A 17,412-nucleotide genomic window follows, 5' to 3' on the forward strand; every position below is an offset into this window, starting at 1 on the left:
TCCATGTTTAACCTGATGAATCGTAACCGGATCAAGGACCCGCTCGGTGACCGTATCTTCATGACATTCAACTATATCTTTCTGTTCGCCATACTTCTAACAGTGTTTTACCCGCTCTTGTATATCATCAGTTCTTCGTTCAGCTCCTCGCGTGCCGTTACATCCGGTCAGGTGTGGCTGTTCCCGGTAGACTTTAACATCAAGGCCTATATCTCCATTTTCAAAAGCCAGCAGCTCATGCTTGGTTTCTACAACACGATCATCTATACCGTTGTAGGCACATTTATCAATGTGGCGCTAACGGTCATGCTCGCGTATCCGCTATCGCGCAAGTCGTTTTACGGACGGGGTGCCATCATTATTTTCATGATGATCACGATGTTCTTTGATGGCGGTCTGATTCCAACCTATCTCTTGATGAAAGACCTTCATCTGCTGGATACACGCTGGGCGATGTGGCTGCCAGGGGCGCTCGCAGTGTTCCAAGTTATCGTAGCGAGAACCTTCTTCCAATCTTCCATCCCGGAAGAGCTGGGGGAGGCGGCGGAAATGGACGGATGTCGGGACATCCGGTATTTGATCAGCGTAGTTCTTCCGTTATCAAAGCCGATTCTGGCGGTCATGACCCTGATGTATGCGGTGGGCCACTGGAATGCGTACTTTGATGCCCTGATCTATCTTCGTTCCGAGAAGCTGTTCCCACTCCAGTATGTGCTGCGCAATCTACTAATTCTAAACGCCGCAGACCCAGCAATGTTGGCCAATACGAGCCAGCAGCTAAGAGATCAGGGGTTCGAGCAGGTCCTGAAATACGCACTGATCGTAGTTGCCAGCATTCCTATTCTCATCATGTACCCGTTTGTGCAGAAGCATTTTGTTAAAGGGGTTATGGTTGGCTCGCTCAAAGGATGATCTTTGTCATCTGCGTCCGTTACGCCACTTGAAAGGAGGTGGGGGAACACTCCGGCTTCCGGCTTCCGGCTTCCGGGATAAGGTTTAACACGAGTACGTAATCAGAATGTTATGCCGTTTTCAACAAAAAGGAGGAGTCAGATTGAAAAAATCTTGGATTTCGATGTTGTTTCTGGTTATTGCTTCGATGGCTTTGTTGTCCGCATGTGGTTCATCCGAGGATGCGGGTACAGGGAGCGACGGTAGCGGGGAGAGCGGTGGCCCGGTAACGATGACCTTCTTTGCCCCACAAGGTAAAGCGTCCATGGAAGAAAATGAGTTCACCAAATTAATCGAAGACAAGTTCGATGTTACCCTGAAATGGGATCTGGCCCCGACGGACGCTCTGCAAGACCGCAGACAATTGCTGCTGGCGAGTGGGGATTATCCCGAAGTGTTCCTCCATGGCAAGTTCACGACCTCAGACCTTCAAACGTACGGAAAACAGGGCGTGTTCCTTCCACTGCAGGATCTGATCAAGCAGTACGGTCCGAATCTGACCAAGATGATGGAGGAGAAGCCGTACTTTAAAGAAGCGGTAACTGCGCCGGATGGCAACATCTATGCTCTGCCGATTTTCAATGAATGTTACCACTGTACGTACGCTCAGAAATACTGGATTAACACCGAGTGGCTGGACAATCTGGGTCTGAAAATGCCTACCACGACTGATGAACTCTACACAGTTCTGAAGGCATTTAAAACACAAGACCCGAATGGCAACGGCAAAGCCGATGAGATTCCACTCACGGGTGCACCCAACAAGTACGTGTGGAACGGCAACATCGATGCCTATTTAATGAACAGCTTTATCTATAATGACAACGATAAATATCTGATCGTGAATGATGGCAAGGTTGATTTTGCAGCGAATAAGGAAGAGTGGAAAAAAGGGCTGGAGTACATGCATAAGTTGTATGCAGAAGGCCTGATTGACCCGGCTTCCTTCACACAGAACGATCAGGCAATCGGGCAGTTGGGTAACAAGGAAGGTGATGAGGTGGTCGGCTCTATAACGACAGCGCTGGTCAGTTACCTCGTGAACACGTATGACAAAGATATCACCCGCCACCAGCACTGGGACATCGTGCCTCCGCTGAAAGGGCCGGATGGTGTGCAGACGACAGGTGCTACGCAAAGCGTAGGTGAGTTTGAGTTCGCCATCACCAATAAAGCGACCGAAGCACAACAGATCGCTGCGATCAAAATTGTAGATTATATGTTCAGTGAAGAAGGCGCTTTATATGCAGAGTACGGGCCGACCGAAGGCAAAGGCTGGAAGAAGGCGGATGCCGATGAGAAAAACATCAATGGTGAGCCTGCCAAATACAGCTACTACAACCTGCCTGAGCGTGACCCAAATGTTGTAGTCAACGAGAGTTGGTCACAGATCGGAGCACATGACTTGTCCAATACGTTCCGCAATCTGTTTGCAGAAGGTCAGAACCCACTGGAAGCGGAGGGTTACGGTACACGTCTAGCGCAAGCAACCAATGTATATGAACCTTATGCGCCAAAAGAAGTCTATCCTGCGAACGTATTTATCCGTCCTGAAGATACAGAAACCGCTGCGCAGCTCACGACAGCCGTCAAGGATTACGTGATGACCAATATGGCTCAATTCATTATCGGCAGCAAGAGCATCGATAAGGAATGGGACGCGTACGTGAAAGGTTTTGATGGTCTGGGACTCAGCAATTACCTTGAGATTTACCAGCGTGCGATTGAGAAGAATCAATAAAGATTAATGGATTCATGAATGAGGCTGTCCCGATGCCAACACAGGAATCGGGACGGTCTTCTCCTTTTGACTACCCCACTTCATTCGATATAATTTACTGAATATTTATGGAAACTTAGCGACCAGATTGGCGCGGTTGTCATTCTAACTTATGCAAAATGCTCATGCGTATAAACAGTGGTGGGGGGCCTCGGAGATGAACAACAGTTGGTTTAGACGTTTGCTGCTTTCGTATTTGCCTGTTTTTTTTATCGTGACCACAATCCTGTTTATTATCTTCTTTCAGGTATTCAATGAACAGAACCGGAGAGAAGCACTCAAGGCCAATGAATTTCTGGCGTCACAGGTAACGCAATATTTGGACAATTCACTGCGCTCCATCGACTTCAAGGTACTGCGTGATATTTTGACCAATCCCAACCTGAAAAATTATTATTCGGTAACCGGAAGCGAGGATGTGTATGCCGGAATTCAAGCAGTCCAGGTTATTGATGAATTAAAAATAGAGTATCCGCTGATTGATTCCATATATCTGGTGAGATACAACGACGATACGGTATTCAGCAACGGCAAGGCAGTGCCGATTGAGGAATTCCCGGATGCAGCGTTTATTAAAGACAGTCGTGCTGCGGCAACGCAAAAGTGGGTGGGGGCGAGATCCTTTAAGGCATTCCCGACAGAGGAAGGAAAACAGGTCATTACACTCATTCGCGGTGTCGGAAACGGCACGGGTCTTGTGGTTGTTAACGTCGATCTGCCGACCTTGCAGAAATCCATCATGCAGATGTATGACCCTGAATTCACCTTCGTGAATATCTTCAATCGCTCGGGTGGCAATCTGTGGGACGGAGGAATTCAGGATGGAATTACAGCGGTTTCTCCCAAAACAGACTCAGGTGAAGTATTCTCCGAGTTTACATCCAGCTACAGCGGCTGGAAGGTACAGACGGGACTGAATAATGGCAAGATCGTCAAATTTGCCCTGAAATTTTATAATATCTGGTTTGTTTTTGCCGTTGCAGTTGTCCTGATTGGTGTGGTGTGGGTGATCTATGTGACACGGAGAAATTACAAGCCCATCCAGCAGATTGTCACGTTGATTGAGACGGTGGCTTCGCAGAAACAGTCAGGGGCGGGTTATACGAAGGATAACGAGTTCCGTTTTATCCAGACTACGCTGGAGCGAATGATTGATCAAACCAAGCAATATCAGGAGGAGCATGAAGAGAACCTGATTTTGCAGAAGAAATATTTCTTTCAGGAGCTGCTGGAGGGTACGCGGGACTTTACTGGAAATGAACTGACAGCGGAGATGAGCAGGTTCAAGCTCCCGCAGTTAGAGGATCGATGGGCTGTAATGGTGGTGGAGATTGATCAGTATTCACGGTTCATGGAGGAGTACCACAATCAGGATCAATCCCTTCTGAAATTCGTGTTATCCAGCATTCTGCAGGAGAGTGCAAGGCACGAGGGCACCGAAGTGTGGGCAGAGTGGATATCGGATCAGCGTCTGTATGCCATACTCTGGATTCCCGAAATGGAGAAAGGTGAGGAAACCGAGCAGAGACTGCTCTCCGGTTATCTTGACAGGGTTGGGCAGTATTTGAACTTCACCGTAACCATTGGTATTGGAAGAGTGGCAGTGGATGTCCGTGGTCTGAGAGCTTCGCTGAAGGAGGCGGTGCATGCCTTGGAATACAAGGCTGTGCTCGGCATGAATCGGATCATTCCATGCGGGGAGGTACCGAGCTCAACCAATGATGTGTATGAGTTCCTGAAGACGATCTCTTTGCTGGTGCAGGCGATGCGACTCTCGGAAGATGTGTGGGAGAAGCATTTTGATCGCTTGTTCGAACAGATCCATGAATCCGTGCTCTCCCGCCAGGAGATTATGAATACGGTCCAATTGCTGTTCCAGCACTATAACCGGGAGTTCGCAGAACTTCCACGAGAGTATCAGGAGCGATGGGCATCTGTATTTACACCACTTCTTCCTAGGTTGGAAGGTTGGGAGACGTTGGATGATTTACGCGCGCTGTGCTGGGAGGGTTTCCGTGAGCTGGCTGATGAGATGCAGACGCTTCATTGCTCCAGAAAACATCGATCTCATATTCTTGAAATTCGCAAGTATATTGAACAGAACTACAACAACCCCGAGTTGTCGCTGAATTATCTAAGTGATCTATTTGATATCAATCCGAAATATTTAAGCAAGCTGTTTAAGGACGAAATTGGTGAGAAGTTCGTGGATCTTCTGATTAGTCACCGTATTGAGAAGGCGAAGCAGCTCATGCTGGAGACGGATAAGGCCATTCAGGAGATCAGTGAGGAAGTTGGGTATACGAATTACAATTCCTTCAATCGGGCGTTCAAGAATGTGGTGGGTGTAGCGCCTAGCGACTACAGAAAAGCCATGTGAGCCCATGCACCAGACTAAGCCGAACTCATAAGGAGAATGTGCATATGGACTATAAAGATGTTTCGCTTCCCATTCAGGAGCGGACCCAAGATCTGCTCGGACGGATGACCACGGAGGAGAAGATAGGACAGCTGATCCAGCCGATGGGGTGGAAGACTTATGTTAAGGAAGCAGATGGTACGGTTCAGGTTACAGATGAGTTTAAAAAGGACATCGCAGAGGGCGGGATTGGGTCGTTGTATGGAGCACTTCGTGCTGATCCCTGGACGGAAGTGACGCTGGAGACTGGCCTGACCCCTAGGCAAGGAGCTGTTGCCACTAATGAAATTCAGCGGTATGCCATGGAGAACTCCCGGCTGGGAATTCCCATTTTGTTCGGGGAAGAGTGTTCTCACGGGCATATGGCCATTGGGGCAACTGTATTCCCGGTGCCGTTAGCAATAGGAAGTGCTTGGAACACGGAATTGTACCGCAAGATGTGTGAAGCGACTGCTGTGGAGACTCGGAGCCAGGGAGGAGCGGCAACATATTCTCCTGTGCTTGATGTCGTACGGGACCCGAGATGGGGACGGACGGAGGAATGTTTTGCCGAAGATCCATACCTGATCGGTGAACTGGCGGTTGAAGCGATAAAAGGTTTACAGGGTGACCGGCTCGATTCTAATCGGACGATTGTGGCGACACTCAAACATTTTGCAGCCTATGGCAGCTCGGAGGGTGGGCGCAATGCTGCTCCGGTGCATATGGGACTGCGAGAGCTGCACGAGGTGGATCTGCTGCCGTTCAAGAAAGCAGTGGAAGCCGGAGCATGTTCTGTCATGACAGCGTATAACGAGATTGATGGTGTGCCTTGTACGTCGAGTTCGTATCTGCTGAATGATCTCCTGCGCGAGCAATGGGGGTTTGACGGATTTGTCATTACTGACTTTGGTGCAATTCAGATGCTCGTCAATGGACACAACACCGCGAAGAACGGGGAGCAGGCCGTCGCTCAGTCGCTTAAGGCAGGGGTGGATATGGAAATGTCCGGGTACATGTACCGTAAGCATCTCGGGCAGGCCCTGTCGCAAGGATTAATTGAAGAGCAGGATCTGGATACAGCGGTAAGGCGGGTGCTGGAGATGAAGTTCAGACTGGGCTTATTCGAACAACCTTTCGTTGATCCTGACTTTGCAGAGCAGGTGATCGGATGTGAAGAACATATTCAGCTGGCGAGAAAAGTCGCGCAAGAGGGAATCATTTTACTCAAAAATGAAGACAACACCCTTCCGCTCGGTAAAACAGGTACAAAACTGGCGGTCATTGGCCCAAATGCGAACCACGTCTACAACCAGCTTGGCGACTACACCTCGCCGCAGCCGAGAGGACAGATCGTTACGGTGCTGGATGGGATTACGCGCAAGCTTGGTGCTGACACCGGAAAGGTGCTGTACGCACCAGGCTGCCGGATCAAAGGGGATTCCAGAGAGGGCTTTGCGCAAGCGCTCGCCTGTGCTGAAGAAGCAGACACCATCATTATGGTGATGGGAGGGTCAAGTAGCCGGGATTTTGGCGAAGGGACCATTGATCTGCGGACGGGGGCATCCGTTGTTACGGATGATCCATGGAACGATATGGAGTGCGGCGAGGGGATAGACCGCTCGTCTCTGAACCTGATGGGTGTTCAATTGGAACTGGTGCAGGAAGTACATAAGCTGGGGAAACCGGTTATTGTCGTATATATTAACGGCCGGCCGATTGCTGAATCATGGATTGATGAGCATGCCCATGCCATTGTGGAAGCGTGGTATCCGGGGCAGGAGGGAGGCAACGCTATTGCAGATATTCTGTTCGGTGATGTGAATCCATCTGGTCGTCTTACCGTCTCCATTCCCAAGCATGTAGGTCAGCTTCCGGTCAGCTACAATGCCAAACGCACTCGGGGTAAGCGATATCTGGAGATCGATCTGGTACCACAATATCCGTTCGGCTTTGGGCTGAGTTATACAGAATTTAAGTACGAGAATGTAAGAGTTGTGCCGGAAGTGATCGGACCAGACGATGAAGCAGAGGTGCAGGTAGAGGTCACAAATACGGGAGTGGTTGCGGGAAATGAGGTGGTGCAGCTGTATATTACGGATGTATCGGCTTCGGTCACCCGAGCCGAAATTTCGCTGAAGGGTTTCCGTAAAATTCATCTAGAGCCGGGACAGACCCAGACGGTGACGTTCCCTGTGCAAAAAGAACATCTAGAGCTGATCGACTCCAGTCTTCAGCCTGTTGTGGAGCCTGGTGAATTCAGACTGATGGTTGGCAGCAGCTCCAGAGACTGGACTGCTTGTAGTTTACACATCCAGAAGGTGGGGGTGGAGGTATGATTCGAATTCAGCGATTCATTCAGGATCTGGCTCAGCAGCAATGGAAGGATACCCTTGAGCTTCCAGAGTGGCAGATGCAGAAGACCAAGTATATCCGGCCAGGGGTATATGAGAATGAACAGGAGAATGCGGCTGTTCAAAGCTTGAATCCGCTCCATAGCAACCATGGAACGACTTATTTTCTGAGCAAAACCGTAAAGATTCCGGCTAATTGGGAGGAAGATGTGGTCGGATTGATCTTCGAGGCCGGGGGTGAAGGGCTGCTAAGGGTAAATGGCATGCCTTATCACGGACTGGACCGTAATCATGGGTATGTACCGTTACCGAAGAGCCGTGTGGGAACTACGCCTTTGCTGGAGATTGAGCTATATGATCCCATACCGGAACCACATGACCCCTTGAATCGACAGGCGGTCATCCAGCCGCCAATTCAGGGCATCCGAGCCGCTTTGGTTCGTGTTAATTCGCCTTTACAGAGTCTAATGTATAGCATTACGGTACTTGCAGAATCACTCAGAGCATTGCCGGAGAAAGACTTAAAGCGCACCCGTCTTATCCGGGATATTCATCAGGTGATGGATAAGATGTACAACGAGCCGGAGCGCTGGAGTGAAGCGGCGTGGGTGCAGCATTGGGAAGAATGGCTCGCACAGTCGGTGCAGGAGGAAGACCCGGAAGAGTACCGGGACGGATTCATGCATCTGGTTGGGCAGTCCCATATCGATATTGCCTGGCTGTGGCCTGTGCGTGAGACCGTGCGCAAGTCCAGCCGCACCTTCTCCACGATGTGTACTTTGATGGATGAGTATCCGGAGTTCGTGTATTCGCAGAGTCAACCACAGCTGTATGCATTCGTGAAAGAGCACTATCCAGAGCTGTACGAACGCATCAAAGCCCGAATTGCCGAAGGCCGCTGGGAACTAGTTGGTGGCATGTGGGTAGAGCCTGATCTGAACATTCCGAGTGGCGAATCGCTGGTGCGGCAGATCTTATACGGGCAGAACTTTTATCAGGAGGAGTTCGGCAAGCGTTCAAACATCGAGTGGCTTCCTGACACGTTTGGCTACTGTGCTTCGCTGCCACAACTGCTCAAGCTGGCTGATATTCCTTATTTTATGACCACTAAGCTCAATTGGAATGATACCAACGTTTTCCCGTATGATCTGTTCCACTGGGTGGGCATTGACGGCACCTCGGTGCTTGCGTATCTCAATCATGGAGTGAATGAACATACCCGGCCCAAAGATGTCGATGAGCACTGGCAATCCTACAAGCAGAAGGATGTACACCCCGAGCAAATGCTGCTTTATGGGCATGGCGATGGTGGAGGTGGGGTAACGAACGAAATGGTTGCATTCGCAGAGCGATCCCATTTCATGGTTGGGCAGCCCATTAGCAATTTTAGTACAGCAGGCGCGTTTTTCGAGGAAATTTCGAACAACAATCCTAAGCTGCCCCAATGGCATGGCGACTTATATCTGGAACTGCACCGTGGAACCTATACAACCCATGCGCGCAACAAACGGAGCAATCGCAAAGCGGAGGTGTTGTATCGGGAAGCGGAAATCTGGGGGCAGTTTGCCGGAGTTGAAGCAGCTCAGTCGAAAAGTGATCTGGATGAAGGCTGGAAGCTGATTATGCTGAATCAATTCCATGATATTATCCCGGGCACGTCCATTCCCGAAGTATACGTAACATCTATGGAAGAGTATACGAAAGTATTCGCTCTGGGGACATCGGCTATGGATGGTACTCTTGGCCGTATTGAGGACCGCATTGCGACAGATGGCTTCGACGGTCTGCCCTATGTTGTATTTAATAGTCTGGGCTGGGAGCGGGGAGAAGTCGTTACGATTACAGGCGACGAGAAACTGAGCGGTATAGCAGCGTTTGACCATCAGGGTAATCGTCTGCCGAGTGACCTTGAGGCAAATGGAGACGCACTGACCTTGTCAGTCTATGTCCGATCTATTCCGGCCTTTGGATATACAACGTTATGGCTACGCCATGAACCGGATGCCAATCTTCCTGCATTGAAGCAGGATGAATCCTTTCCTTCTGTCTGGGAAACGGACTTTTACACGCTTGAGTTTAACGATGTAGGAGAGATCACCAGATGGTATGACAAATCCATGCAACGGGAGTGGCTGAAGCCGGGCGATAAAGCGAATGAGTTACAGTTTTTCCATGACAGGCCAACGTATTGGGATGCTTGGGATATTGATCCGCGGTTTGAATCGCAGCGAGCAGGAGTGGCAGAGCTGATCTCCAAAGAAGTAGTACAGCGTGGAGTAACGCAGGATATCCTTCGGTTTCACTGGAAGTTAAACGAATCGGAGATTCACCAGGATATTATCCTGTATCGTCATCAGCGACGTGTTGATTTCAAGACAAAGGTGAACTGGGCGGAGAGCCATAAGCTGCTTAAAGTGGCTTTTCCCGTTGATTTGGTATCAGCGAAAGCTACCTATGAAATCCCGTTTGGTGCGCTGGAGCGCCCTACTCATAACAACACCAGTTGGGAGCAAGCCCAGTTTGAAGTGTGTGGTCACCGCTGGGCGGATATCTCTGAGGGCAACAGTGGTGTAAGCCTGCTGAACGATTGTAAATATGGATATGACATCAAGGATCAGACGATCCGTCTTTCCCTGCTCCGTGCTCCTAAATGGCCGGATGAACATGCTGACCGGGGTGAGCATGAATTCACGTATTCCCTGCTGCCGCATCAGGGAGATTGGCGGGAAGCGGGTGTGGTACGACGTGCGATGGAACTGAACTACCCGGTTCGGGTTGTTGCAAGTGAACGACACTCTGGCACATTGCCAGCAGAGCACAGCTGGGTTCATTTCCATAGTGAACATGTCATTCTGGATACGATTAAGGCTTCCGAAGACGGTACGGGAACGGTACTTCGTTTCTATGAGTCATCTGGTGGAAGAGAAACGGTTGAGATTCAATGGGCTGACGCGCGTATACAGACGTCTGTAGTCAATCTGTTGGAGGATGATATTAGACCACTAGCTTGTCATGAAGGGAATTTTGAGCTGACGTTCAAGCCATATGAAATTCAAACCGTGAAGCTGGTCTCAGCAGATTAGTCTCAAGAAACCGGATAAGAAATGATCGGAGAAAAAGGAGTGACCGGGTAGGGGTCGAAAATTGTATAGAGCATTCCGTCCATCATGAAGGCTCACCAGGAATGAAAAATCAAATACCGATTTAACGGGAGGGTATGGCATGAAATTAACAAACAAGATTGGCGTGATCGTGGATAGCTTCGGTGTAGGTGTACGTGAAGGATTAAGCAAAGCGAAGGATGTAGGTGCAGAAGGCGTACAGATCTATGCAGTCCATGGAGAGATGGACCCTGAGAACCTCTCTCCGACAGCTCGCAAGGAGTTAAGAAGTTATATCGATTCTCTTGGTCTTGAAATTTCTGCCCTGGTTGGCGATTTGGGTGGTCACGGGTTTCAGGTCAAGGAAGATAATCCGTGGAAAGTAGAGAAGTCCAAGCGCATCGTGGATCTTGCTTTGGATCTAGGTACAAATATCGTCACAACACATATCGGTATTGTTCCGCACGATCCTTCCTCCGAAGTGTATGCCACACTGCATGCCGCATGTGAGGAACTGGGGCAATACGCCAAAAGCGCAGGAGCCTACTTCGCGATTGAGACGGGACCGGAAACGGCAGCAGACCTGAAAGGATTTCTGGATACCCTGTCGACTAACGGGGTTTCAGTGAATTTTGACCCGGCGAACATGGTGATGGTTACCGGAGATGACCCTGCACGAGGTGTTCATCTGCTCAAGGATTATATTGTGCATACCCATGTGAAAGATGGTGTGCGCCTGAAGGAAGTAGACCCGAGGGACGTATACGGTGCAGTAGGATATGCGCCTATGGATCATGAGAAAATTGCCGAAATGGTCTCTTCCGGAACATTCTTCCGTGAGGTACCGCTGGGCGAGGGCAGTGTGGATTTTGACGCATACTTTGCAGCCCTTCGGGATATTGGCTACAAAGGTTATCTGACGATTGAACGCGAGGTAGGCGACCAGCCGGAACAGGACATTCGCAAAGCGGTTAAATTTATCCAACAATACCGATAGGGAGCTGAGCAGATGAAAGTGGGCCTGAGTACGTATAGCTTGTTGAACGATCTGAATTCAGGTGAAATGACGGTTCTGGATATCATCGACTGGATTGCTGCAAATGGTGGCGAGCATATGGAGATGGTTCCGTATGGTTACACCGTGGAGGACAATCCTGATCTCGCCGACGCCATTCGGGAGCGGGCTGCTTCTGCGGGTATTGAGCTGTCCAACTATTCGATGCCTGCGAATTTCGTGCAGGAGACGGAAGAAGCTTTTGAAGAAGAGATAGCTCGGGTCAAAAGACATGTCGATGTTGTACACCGGATGGGTGTAAAGCATATGCGTCATGACGTAACGGCGTTTACTTTGCCTAAGGAGAAAATGACCATTGCCTGGTTTGAGGAAAATTTGCCGCTGATGGTGAAGGGAAGCCAGATCATTGCTGATTATGCTGCACAGTTTGGCATTACAACGACCATTGAAAATCATGGCTTCAGTGTGCAGGCCAGTGACCGTGTGCAGCGTGTGCTTCATGCCGTAGATCGTCCCAACTTCAAAACGACACTCGATATCGGCAACTTCATGTGTGTGGATGAGAATCCGATTATCGGGGTCATGAAAAATCTGCCGTACGCTTCTCTGGTCCACTTCAAAGACTTTTATTTCCGCCCTTATGATGAGCATCCGGGTGAAGGGGAATGGTTCACAACCGCTTACGGCAACTTCCTGCGCGGTGCCATTGTTGGGCAAGGCGATATTCCAATTCGCAAAATTGTGAGGCTGATCAAAGACTCCGGTTATGATGGTAACATTACGATTGAGTTTGAGGGCATGGAGGAATGCAAATCTGCTTCCAAAATCGCCATGAGCAACCTGCGCCGCTTCTGGGAAGAGGCTTAAGGCAATCATTTAGTTTTACATTGTGGGGCCACTTTAAGGAAGTGGCTCTTTTTGCACTTCTTATGTTGGAAAATATACTCGTCTTTGTGTTAAATAAGTCATTATTCAGGGATGCCCAGTCCCGTGATTATGATAAAGTATAATAAAGCGAAGCGCTTTCATATTTTCAGATCAAGATAATTATAAATAATATTAATAGAAATGGAGAATGTAGATGACGAACTTATCGCTCGAAATTCAAAATGCGGACGGTGTGGTGCTCGAAACGCGGACGGACAGTGAACAAGTAAATCTTGTGTACAGACAGGCTTATGGATCAGGGGACAGCATCGTTCTAAGAAGCTCTGATGTAAACGTATATCTGATCATCCAGCTGGAGGATTCCATGAACTCGGCTTTCGTTTATTTTACAGGTGAGGAGTATCGTTATGTCATTCCTTTTGACGAGAAACGAGTGTCCTATTCACCAAAGTCATTTACGGGTGACAAGCATGTTCTAAGTGCTCGGTTGGCTACACGTGAAGAGATTGAGGCATATAGAAATGTAGCGCTGAATCCTTATGATCAGCATGGAAACGAAAGCTGTTTTCCCCATGCCTCCGCCAACGTGGAAACCCGTGGAGAGTCCGTATTTGCAGCACGTAACGCCATTAATGGCAACAGCGCCAATGATTCACATGGCGAGTGGCCTTACGAATCTTGGGGGATCAACCAGCGGGATGATGCTGCCATTACAGTCAACTTTGGACGCAAGGTGTCTATCGACAAAGTAGTCCTGACCTTGCGTGCAGATTTTCCCCACGATAACTTCTGGGAGCGGGTTACTCTTACCTTTTCCGATGGCAGCTCCGAGCAGGCCAGTTTGATCCAAACTCATAAACCACAAACGATCGCAATTCAGTCGAAGGACGTGGAATGGGTAACGTTAAGCGAACTGATCAAGTCGTCAGATCCCTCTCCATTCCCGGCATTAAGTCAGTTCGAGGTGTTTGGTCGCGAAGCCTAAATTCATTAACATTAATTGGTTCTCGATAAGGATTAAGTTACGATCATCACAAGTATGGTATAATAGATCTATTCAGCCTGGAAAATGACTGGCTATGGATAGGGGAGATCACTGATCTATGCAGGTATTCGAGGACTGGAACCAGAAAGTGAAAAAAACGTTTAATGCTACGAATCCCGAGGTTGTATTGACGGTATCTGAAGCAGGGAGTTTGCTCGGTCTGACCAAAGATCAGATGAAACTTTATGTAGACAAGAATAAACTAACTAAGGTCCCGATCATGAGAAGTGTTCACCGATACCTCTTGTTGAAAAGTGAAATAGATAGCATCGTAAAAACGCGCTAACCTCATAGGATCGACCGCAGCCATTTTACCGACAGGATTCGGGAGAGTGGTTTTTTTTTTTGAAATAGGAGGAACAGACCATGCTGAGCAAACTCTCGAGAGGGCTATACCATTGGGTGAATTGGAAATGGGTGGTGGCTTCAGTTGTTATTTTTGCATGCTTTATTGCATTCATTCTTCCCTGGCAGGCGGCGAAGTCGAAAGAAGTAACAGGAAGTGGAGAATCACCGGATACATCCTTCCTGTATTCGGCAAATGATCTCTACCAGATGGCTGAACAATATGGTGAAGAAGGGCGTAGCGCTTATATCCAGGCACGTTTTACATTTGATCTCGTCTGGCCGATCGTTTATCTGTTCTTGTTGTTGGTTTTGTTGTCTATTCTGTATCGAGTGATTCCGCCAAAGAATCGCTGGCGAAGGCTTAATTTGCTTCCAGTTGGAGGATGGGCCTTAGATATGCTTGAAAATGCAGGTGCCTCCTTGACGATGTATCGTTATCCTGTACATACTCCCGTGGTAGCAGAATTGACTCCGATTTTTACTCTGCTGAAATGGTGTCTCATCTCTGCCAGTTTTGCTGCGCTGGTACCGGGTATTATCCTAACAATCTTTCATTTCGCTCGCACAAACCGGGGATAAAATAAGGAATACAGGACAATCCTACCACTGGATGATTTTTGTGCCCCAGTACTGCTGGAAGTGGAATGAATAGTGGTCAGAGCCCCTTTGGAGAGGGGAATTTGTTCTTAGAGGAGCTTGTGGAAATACCTTCTTGTCAATGGACAACCTATTCGTATATACTCTTGTCGCAAGTGGCAGGAATGGTTCAATTACATGATATCAAGGAGATGAAGCACGAATGGCGATTAGCTTGAATGTGTATCTTGTAACGGATGGTAACGGACGTGAAGCAGTAGAATTTTACAAAAAGGCATTTGGAGCGGAAGTGCTGGCTCTCCAGACATTTGGCGATGGTCCTTCTAACCCAGACCACCCCGTACCTCCCGAAGCGAAAGACCGCATCATGCATGCTTCCTTGCAGATTGGCAGTTCTGTACTGATGTTATCCGATACATTCCCTGGTATGCCATATATTGTGGGTAATCATGTGAATGTTACGGTGAACACGGATACTGCGGATGAAGCCAAAGCAATTTTCAACCAGTTGCAAGACGGTGGTGAAGTGAAAATGCCGATCCAGGAAACATTTTGGAGTCCAGCCTACGGCATGGTTATCGATAAATTTGGCGTTCAGTTCCAGATCAGCTGTACAGCAGCCAACCATCAGTAAAATGTAAGTTAGTGTCTCTGACATAGAAGATAAAACTACAAAACCTCCAGGACATGAGTAACGTGTCTGGAGGTTTTTTTGTGACTCCTGCAAGGAGTGTGTATACTTGCTAATCTAAAAATTAGACTTCTTTCTGAATCTTGGAAGGATTGTTGATTTTGTAGGGAACAGGGTTCTTGGTCAGCTTTTTCTTGATAATCTTTGCTTCAAAAGTAAGCACATCGCCAACCTCAAGCTCCTGCTTCTTGATCGTGGCACTGTGGCTGGACCAGGCTTCGCCAACGTCAATAACTTCGGGCTCGGTGATCGTAAGAGCTTCATAGATAATGACTTCATCATCATTGTCGGAGAAATGGTTCGGCACGGTCGTAAATTCCTTCACAACAGCGGACATTTTCACTTTACCCTCCGGCAATTCAATCTTAAGCGATTTAGCTTTACCTGCGGTTTTTGCCTTTGGTTTAGCAGCACTGCTTGTTGCATTAGCGGGTCCAACATACTCTTCCACCAGACCATCAGGGTCGCCTTTTAGCTCGGAGGAGGTATCGTCGTTATCCGTGTCCACATCCAGATCGGAATCAAAGTCACTCATACCGGATGGAATCTTATCCGAATAGGAAGCAGTAACAGGATCTGGTGCAGCATCAGAGCTAGGGAGCTCTTCTAAGTTGGTTGTAGCGACTGGTTCATTATATTTGTCCTTTGCCGTACCCGCTCCAACCGGACTTTTTACATTATAGCTGGACGCCTGCATTTCTTTCAGATAAGACGGATGAATGCAGTGTTTCTGGTTATTGTCCAATTGAATGACTGCTGCCATATGATCGACAAAGCCAATGATGGTGCAAGGCATATTCAGCCCATTCCCTTTATAATAGAACGTTTTGACCTTTGTTGCTTTTTCCGAAAGCAAGCCCCATTCCTGGCACTTCTCAATCAACTCGTCCTCGTTCTCCAGAGCGGTATAATACTGCGGTTCGATCATAAAAGCATATGCCATAACGAATTTCCGCCTTTCCAATCATATCTTCATGTTCATCGTTGCCAAATTACACTCAGTGTATCACAAAAGTGGACTCTTCGATGAGGAATATAAAAGCGCCTGCGTAGGCGCCTATGGTATAATTTTGGTAGACAACGGGTGGGCATTACCGTAATGAAGTCATAAACAAAAACCCACCGTTAAACAGGTTGACCGCCTGCGGTGGGATTTGCTCTGCATCTGAACAGACGTGCGCCGTGAGAGGATTTCACCTCTCCATGTTGTCTATTCTTATGTTATCATAGCCATTTTATACAGGCAAATGAGTGACTGTTCCTACATTAAAATTAATATAATTTTATAAATATCTTTAAGGAGGATGATCTCCATGGACAAAAAAGTGAATCCTCAAACACTTTGGCTTGGGGTGGGTATTGCTATTGGAACGAGTATTGGCGTGGCAACAAACCAGATCGCTCTGGGGGTTGCTTTTGGTGTGGCAATGGGCGTCGTGGTTGGATCTGTCGTTAGCAAACGTGCAGGCTCGGGGCTGGATGATATGCTGAGTGAACATGTCAAGGAATTGTATAAGCAGGAGGAATGGGAAGAGGTACTTGAGCGGTCGCAGGATCATCCGGTGCTGCTTCTGAAACACAGTACAACTTGTCCAGTCAGTGCGAGAGCATACAGGGAGTTTATGGCCTTTGTGGGCTCGAATGCATCAGATCCCGCACAGAAGATGGAGTACCGAATCGTCAAAGTCATCGAAAGCCGCTCGCTTTCCCGCCGCATTGCGGAAGATACCGAGGTTCACCATGAATCGCCTCAAGTCCTGCTGCTGGACGGCGGCCAAGTTATTCAACATACGTCACACGGGAAAATTACCCGGAAGAGACTGCTGCAATGGGCCCAGAATCCGTTTGGATAAAGGGCACCCAACATACATAGACCCGCTTCCTTCAGCTAATCGCTGAGTGGAACGGGTCTTTTTTACGCTTTTTTTACACCCTGGAGGGTATTTCTTTACCCCCTTTTTACAGCGTTTCGTATTACGATTTCATATGTAGAAGGTTGCAAGAACGGTAGAGAGAGGGAGGGGAGCACATGGTGAATGATGCCACGATAATTGGGCTGGTCGTGCTGTTGTTTGTGGTGTTCTGGGGATTTGTGAAATTTTGTGAGAAAGCATGAATGCATAGGGCATGAAAGGGGAGAAGCCGTATGATCGTCATCGGCATGATTGTGCTCGCACTGGTAGTCTATCTTGGTTACGTGCTAGTGAGGCCGGAGAAGTTCTGATGGTCGCTTGGGGCACGAAA

General features: G+C 48.4%; 14 protein-coding genes. 13 read left to right on the top strand and 1 reads right to left on the bottom strand.

Features of this window, described 5'->3' with window-relative positions; translation table 11 throughout:
- Window positions 1–3: 3 nt before the first annotated feature.
- The 11 genes from AC4PM4_RS27265 (at window position 4) to AC4PM4_RS27315 (ending at window position 15,111) form a co-directional block, all read left to right on the top strand.
- Window positions 4–912, top strand: a complete 909-nt coding sequence (locus AC4PM4_RS27265; RefSeq protein ID WP_231952803.1) for a carbohydrate ABC transporter permease — start codon at window positions 4–6, stop codon at window positions 910–912.
- Between the two features lie 142 nt (window positions 913–1,054).
- On the top strand, window positions 1,055–2,692 hold the full coding sequence (locus tag AC4PM4_RS27270; RefSeq protein WP_491614980.1) for a type 2 periplasmic-binding domain-containing protein: 1,638 nt from the start codon (window positions 1,055–1,057) through the stop codon (window positions 2,690–2,692).
- Between the two features lie 196 nt (window positions 2,693–2,888).
- Window positions 2,889–5,111, top strand: coding sequence for a helix-turn-helix domain-containing protein (locus AC4PM4_RS27275; RefSeq protein ID WP_176854836.1), 2,223 nt, complete (start codon window positions 2,889–2,891; stop codon window positions 5,109–5,111).
- A 44-nt stretch (window positions 5,112–5,155) separates the two neighbouring features.
- Window positions 5,156–7,468 (top strand): glycoside hydrolase family 3 N-terminal domain-containing protein, encoded by a 2,313-nt coding sequence (locus tag AC4PM4_RS27280; RefSeq protein ID WP_491614981.1) that lies wholly within the window; start codon window positions 5,156–5,158, stop codon window positions 7,466–7,468.
- Window positions 7,465–10,566: an alpha-mannosidase gene (locus AC4PM4_RS27285; RefSeq protein ID WP_072735794.1), complete on the top strand. Its 3,102-nt coding sequence runs from the start codon at window positions 7,465–7,467 to the stop codon at window positions 10,564–10,566. The genes AC4PM4_RS27280 and AC4PM4_RS27285 overlap by 4 nt, the downstream gene beginning before the upstream one ends.
- Window positions 10,567–10,705: 139 nt before the next feature.
- Window positions 10,706–11,581 carry a sugar phosphate isomerase/epimerase family protein gene (locus tag AC4PM4_RS27290; RefSeq protein ID WP_063566456.1) on the top strand — a complete coding sequence of 292 codons (876 nt, stop codon included), beginning with the start codon at window positions 10,706–10,708 and terminating at the stop codon, window positions 11,579–11,581.
- Window positions 11,582–11,593: 12 nt separating this feature from the next.
- Window positions 11,594–12,466, top strand: a complete 873-nt coding sequence (locus AC4PM4_RS27295; RefSeq protein WP_063566455.1) for a sugar phosphate isomerase/epimerase family protein — start codon at window positions 11,594–11,596, stop codon at window positions 12,464–12,466.
- A gap of 214 nt (window positions 12,467–12,680) precedes the next feature.
- Window positions 12,681–13,472 (top strand): carbohydrate-binding protein, encoded by a 792-nt coding sequence (locus AC4PM4_RS27300; RefSeq protein ID WP_491614982.1) that lies wholly within the window; start codon window positions 12,681–12,683, stop codon window positions 13,470–13,472.
- Between the two features lie 118 nt (window positions 13,473–13,590).
- Window positions 13,591–13,818: a hypothetical protein gene (locus AC4PM4_RS27305; RefSeq protein ID WP_053782996.1), complete on the top strand. Its 228-nt coding sequence runs from the start codon at window positions 13,591–13,593 to the stop codon at window positions 13,816–13,818.
- Between the two features lie 80 nt (window positions 13,819–13,898).
- On the top strand, window positions 13,899–14,459 hold the full coding sequence (locus tag AC4PM4_RS27310; protein WP_488732444.1) for a hypothetical protein: 561 nt from the start codon (window positions 13,899–13,901) through the stop codon (window positions 14,457–14,459).
- A 220-nt stretch (window positions 14,460–14,679) separates the two neighbouring features.
- Window positions 14,680–15,111 (top strand): VOC family protein, encoded by a 432-nt coding sequence (locus AC4PM4_RS27315; protein WP_064641272.1) that lies wholly within the window; start codon window positions 14,680–14,682, stop codon window positions 15,109–15,111.
- A 121-nt stretch (window positions 15,112–15,232) separates the two neighbouring features.
- Here AC4PM4_RS27315 and AC4PM4_RS27320 read toward each other — a convergent pair whose 3' ends face one another.
- Window positions 15,233–16,111 carry a hypothetical protein gene (locus AC4PM4_RS27320; RefSeq protein WP_491614985.1) on the bottom strand — a complete coding sequence of 293 codons (879 nt, stop codon included), beginning with the start codon at window positions 16,109–16,111 and terminating at the stop codon, window positions 15,233–15,235.
- 370 nt (window positions 16,112–16,481) lie between these two features.
- On the opposite strand from AC4PM4_RS27320, the gene ytxJ reads away from it, so the two are divergent.
- A complete protein-coding gene (gene ytxJ / locus AC4PM4_RS27325; protein WP_177031293.1) occupies window positions 16,482–17,021 on the top strand; it encodes a bacillithiol system redox-active protein YtxJ in 540 nt (179 codons plus the stop codon).
- Between the two features lie 308 nt (window positions 17,022–17,329).
- A complete protein-coding gene (locus tag AC4PM4_RS27330) occupies window positions 17,330–17,392 on the top strand; it encodes a potassium-transporting ATPase subunit F (RefSeq protein WP_231952816.1) in 63 nt (20 codons plus the stop codon).
- The last annotated feature ends 20 nt before the right edge of the window (window positions 17,393–17,412 follow it).

Source organism: Paenibacillus sp. MDV22-iso6, assembly GCF_058408365.1.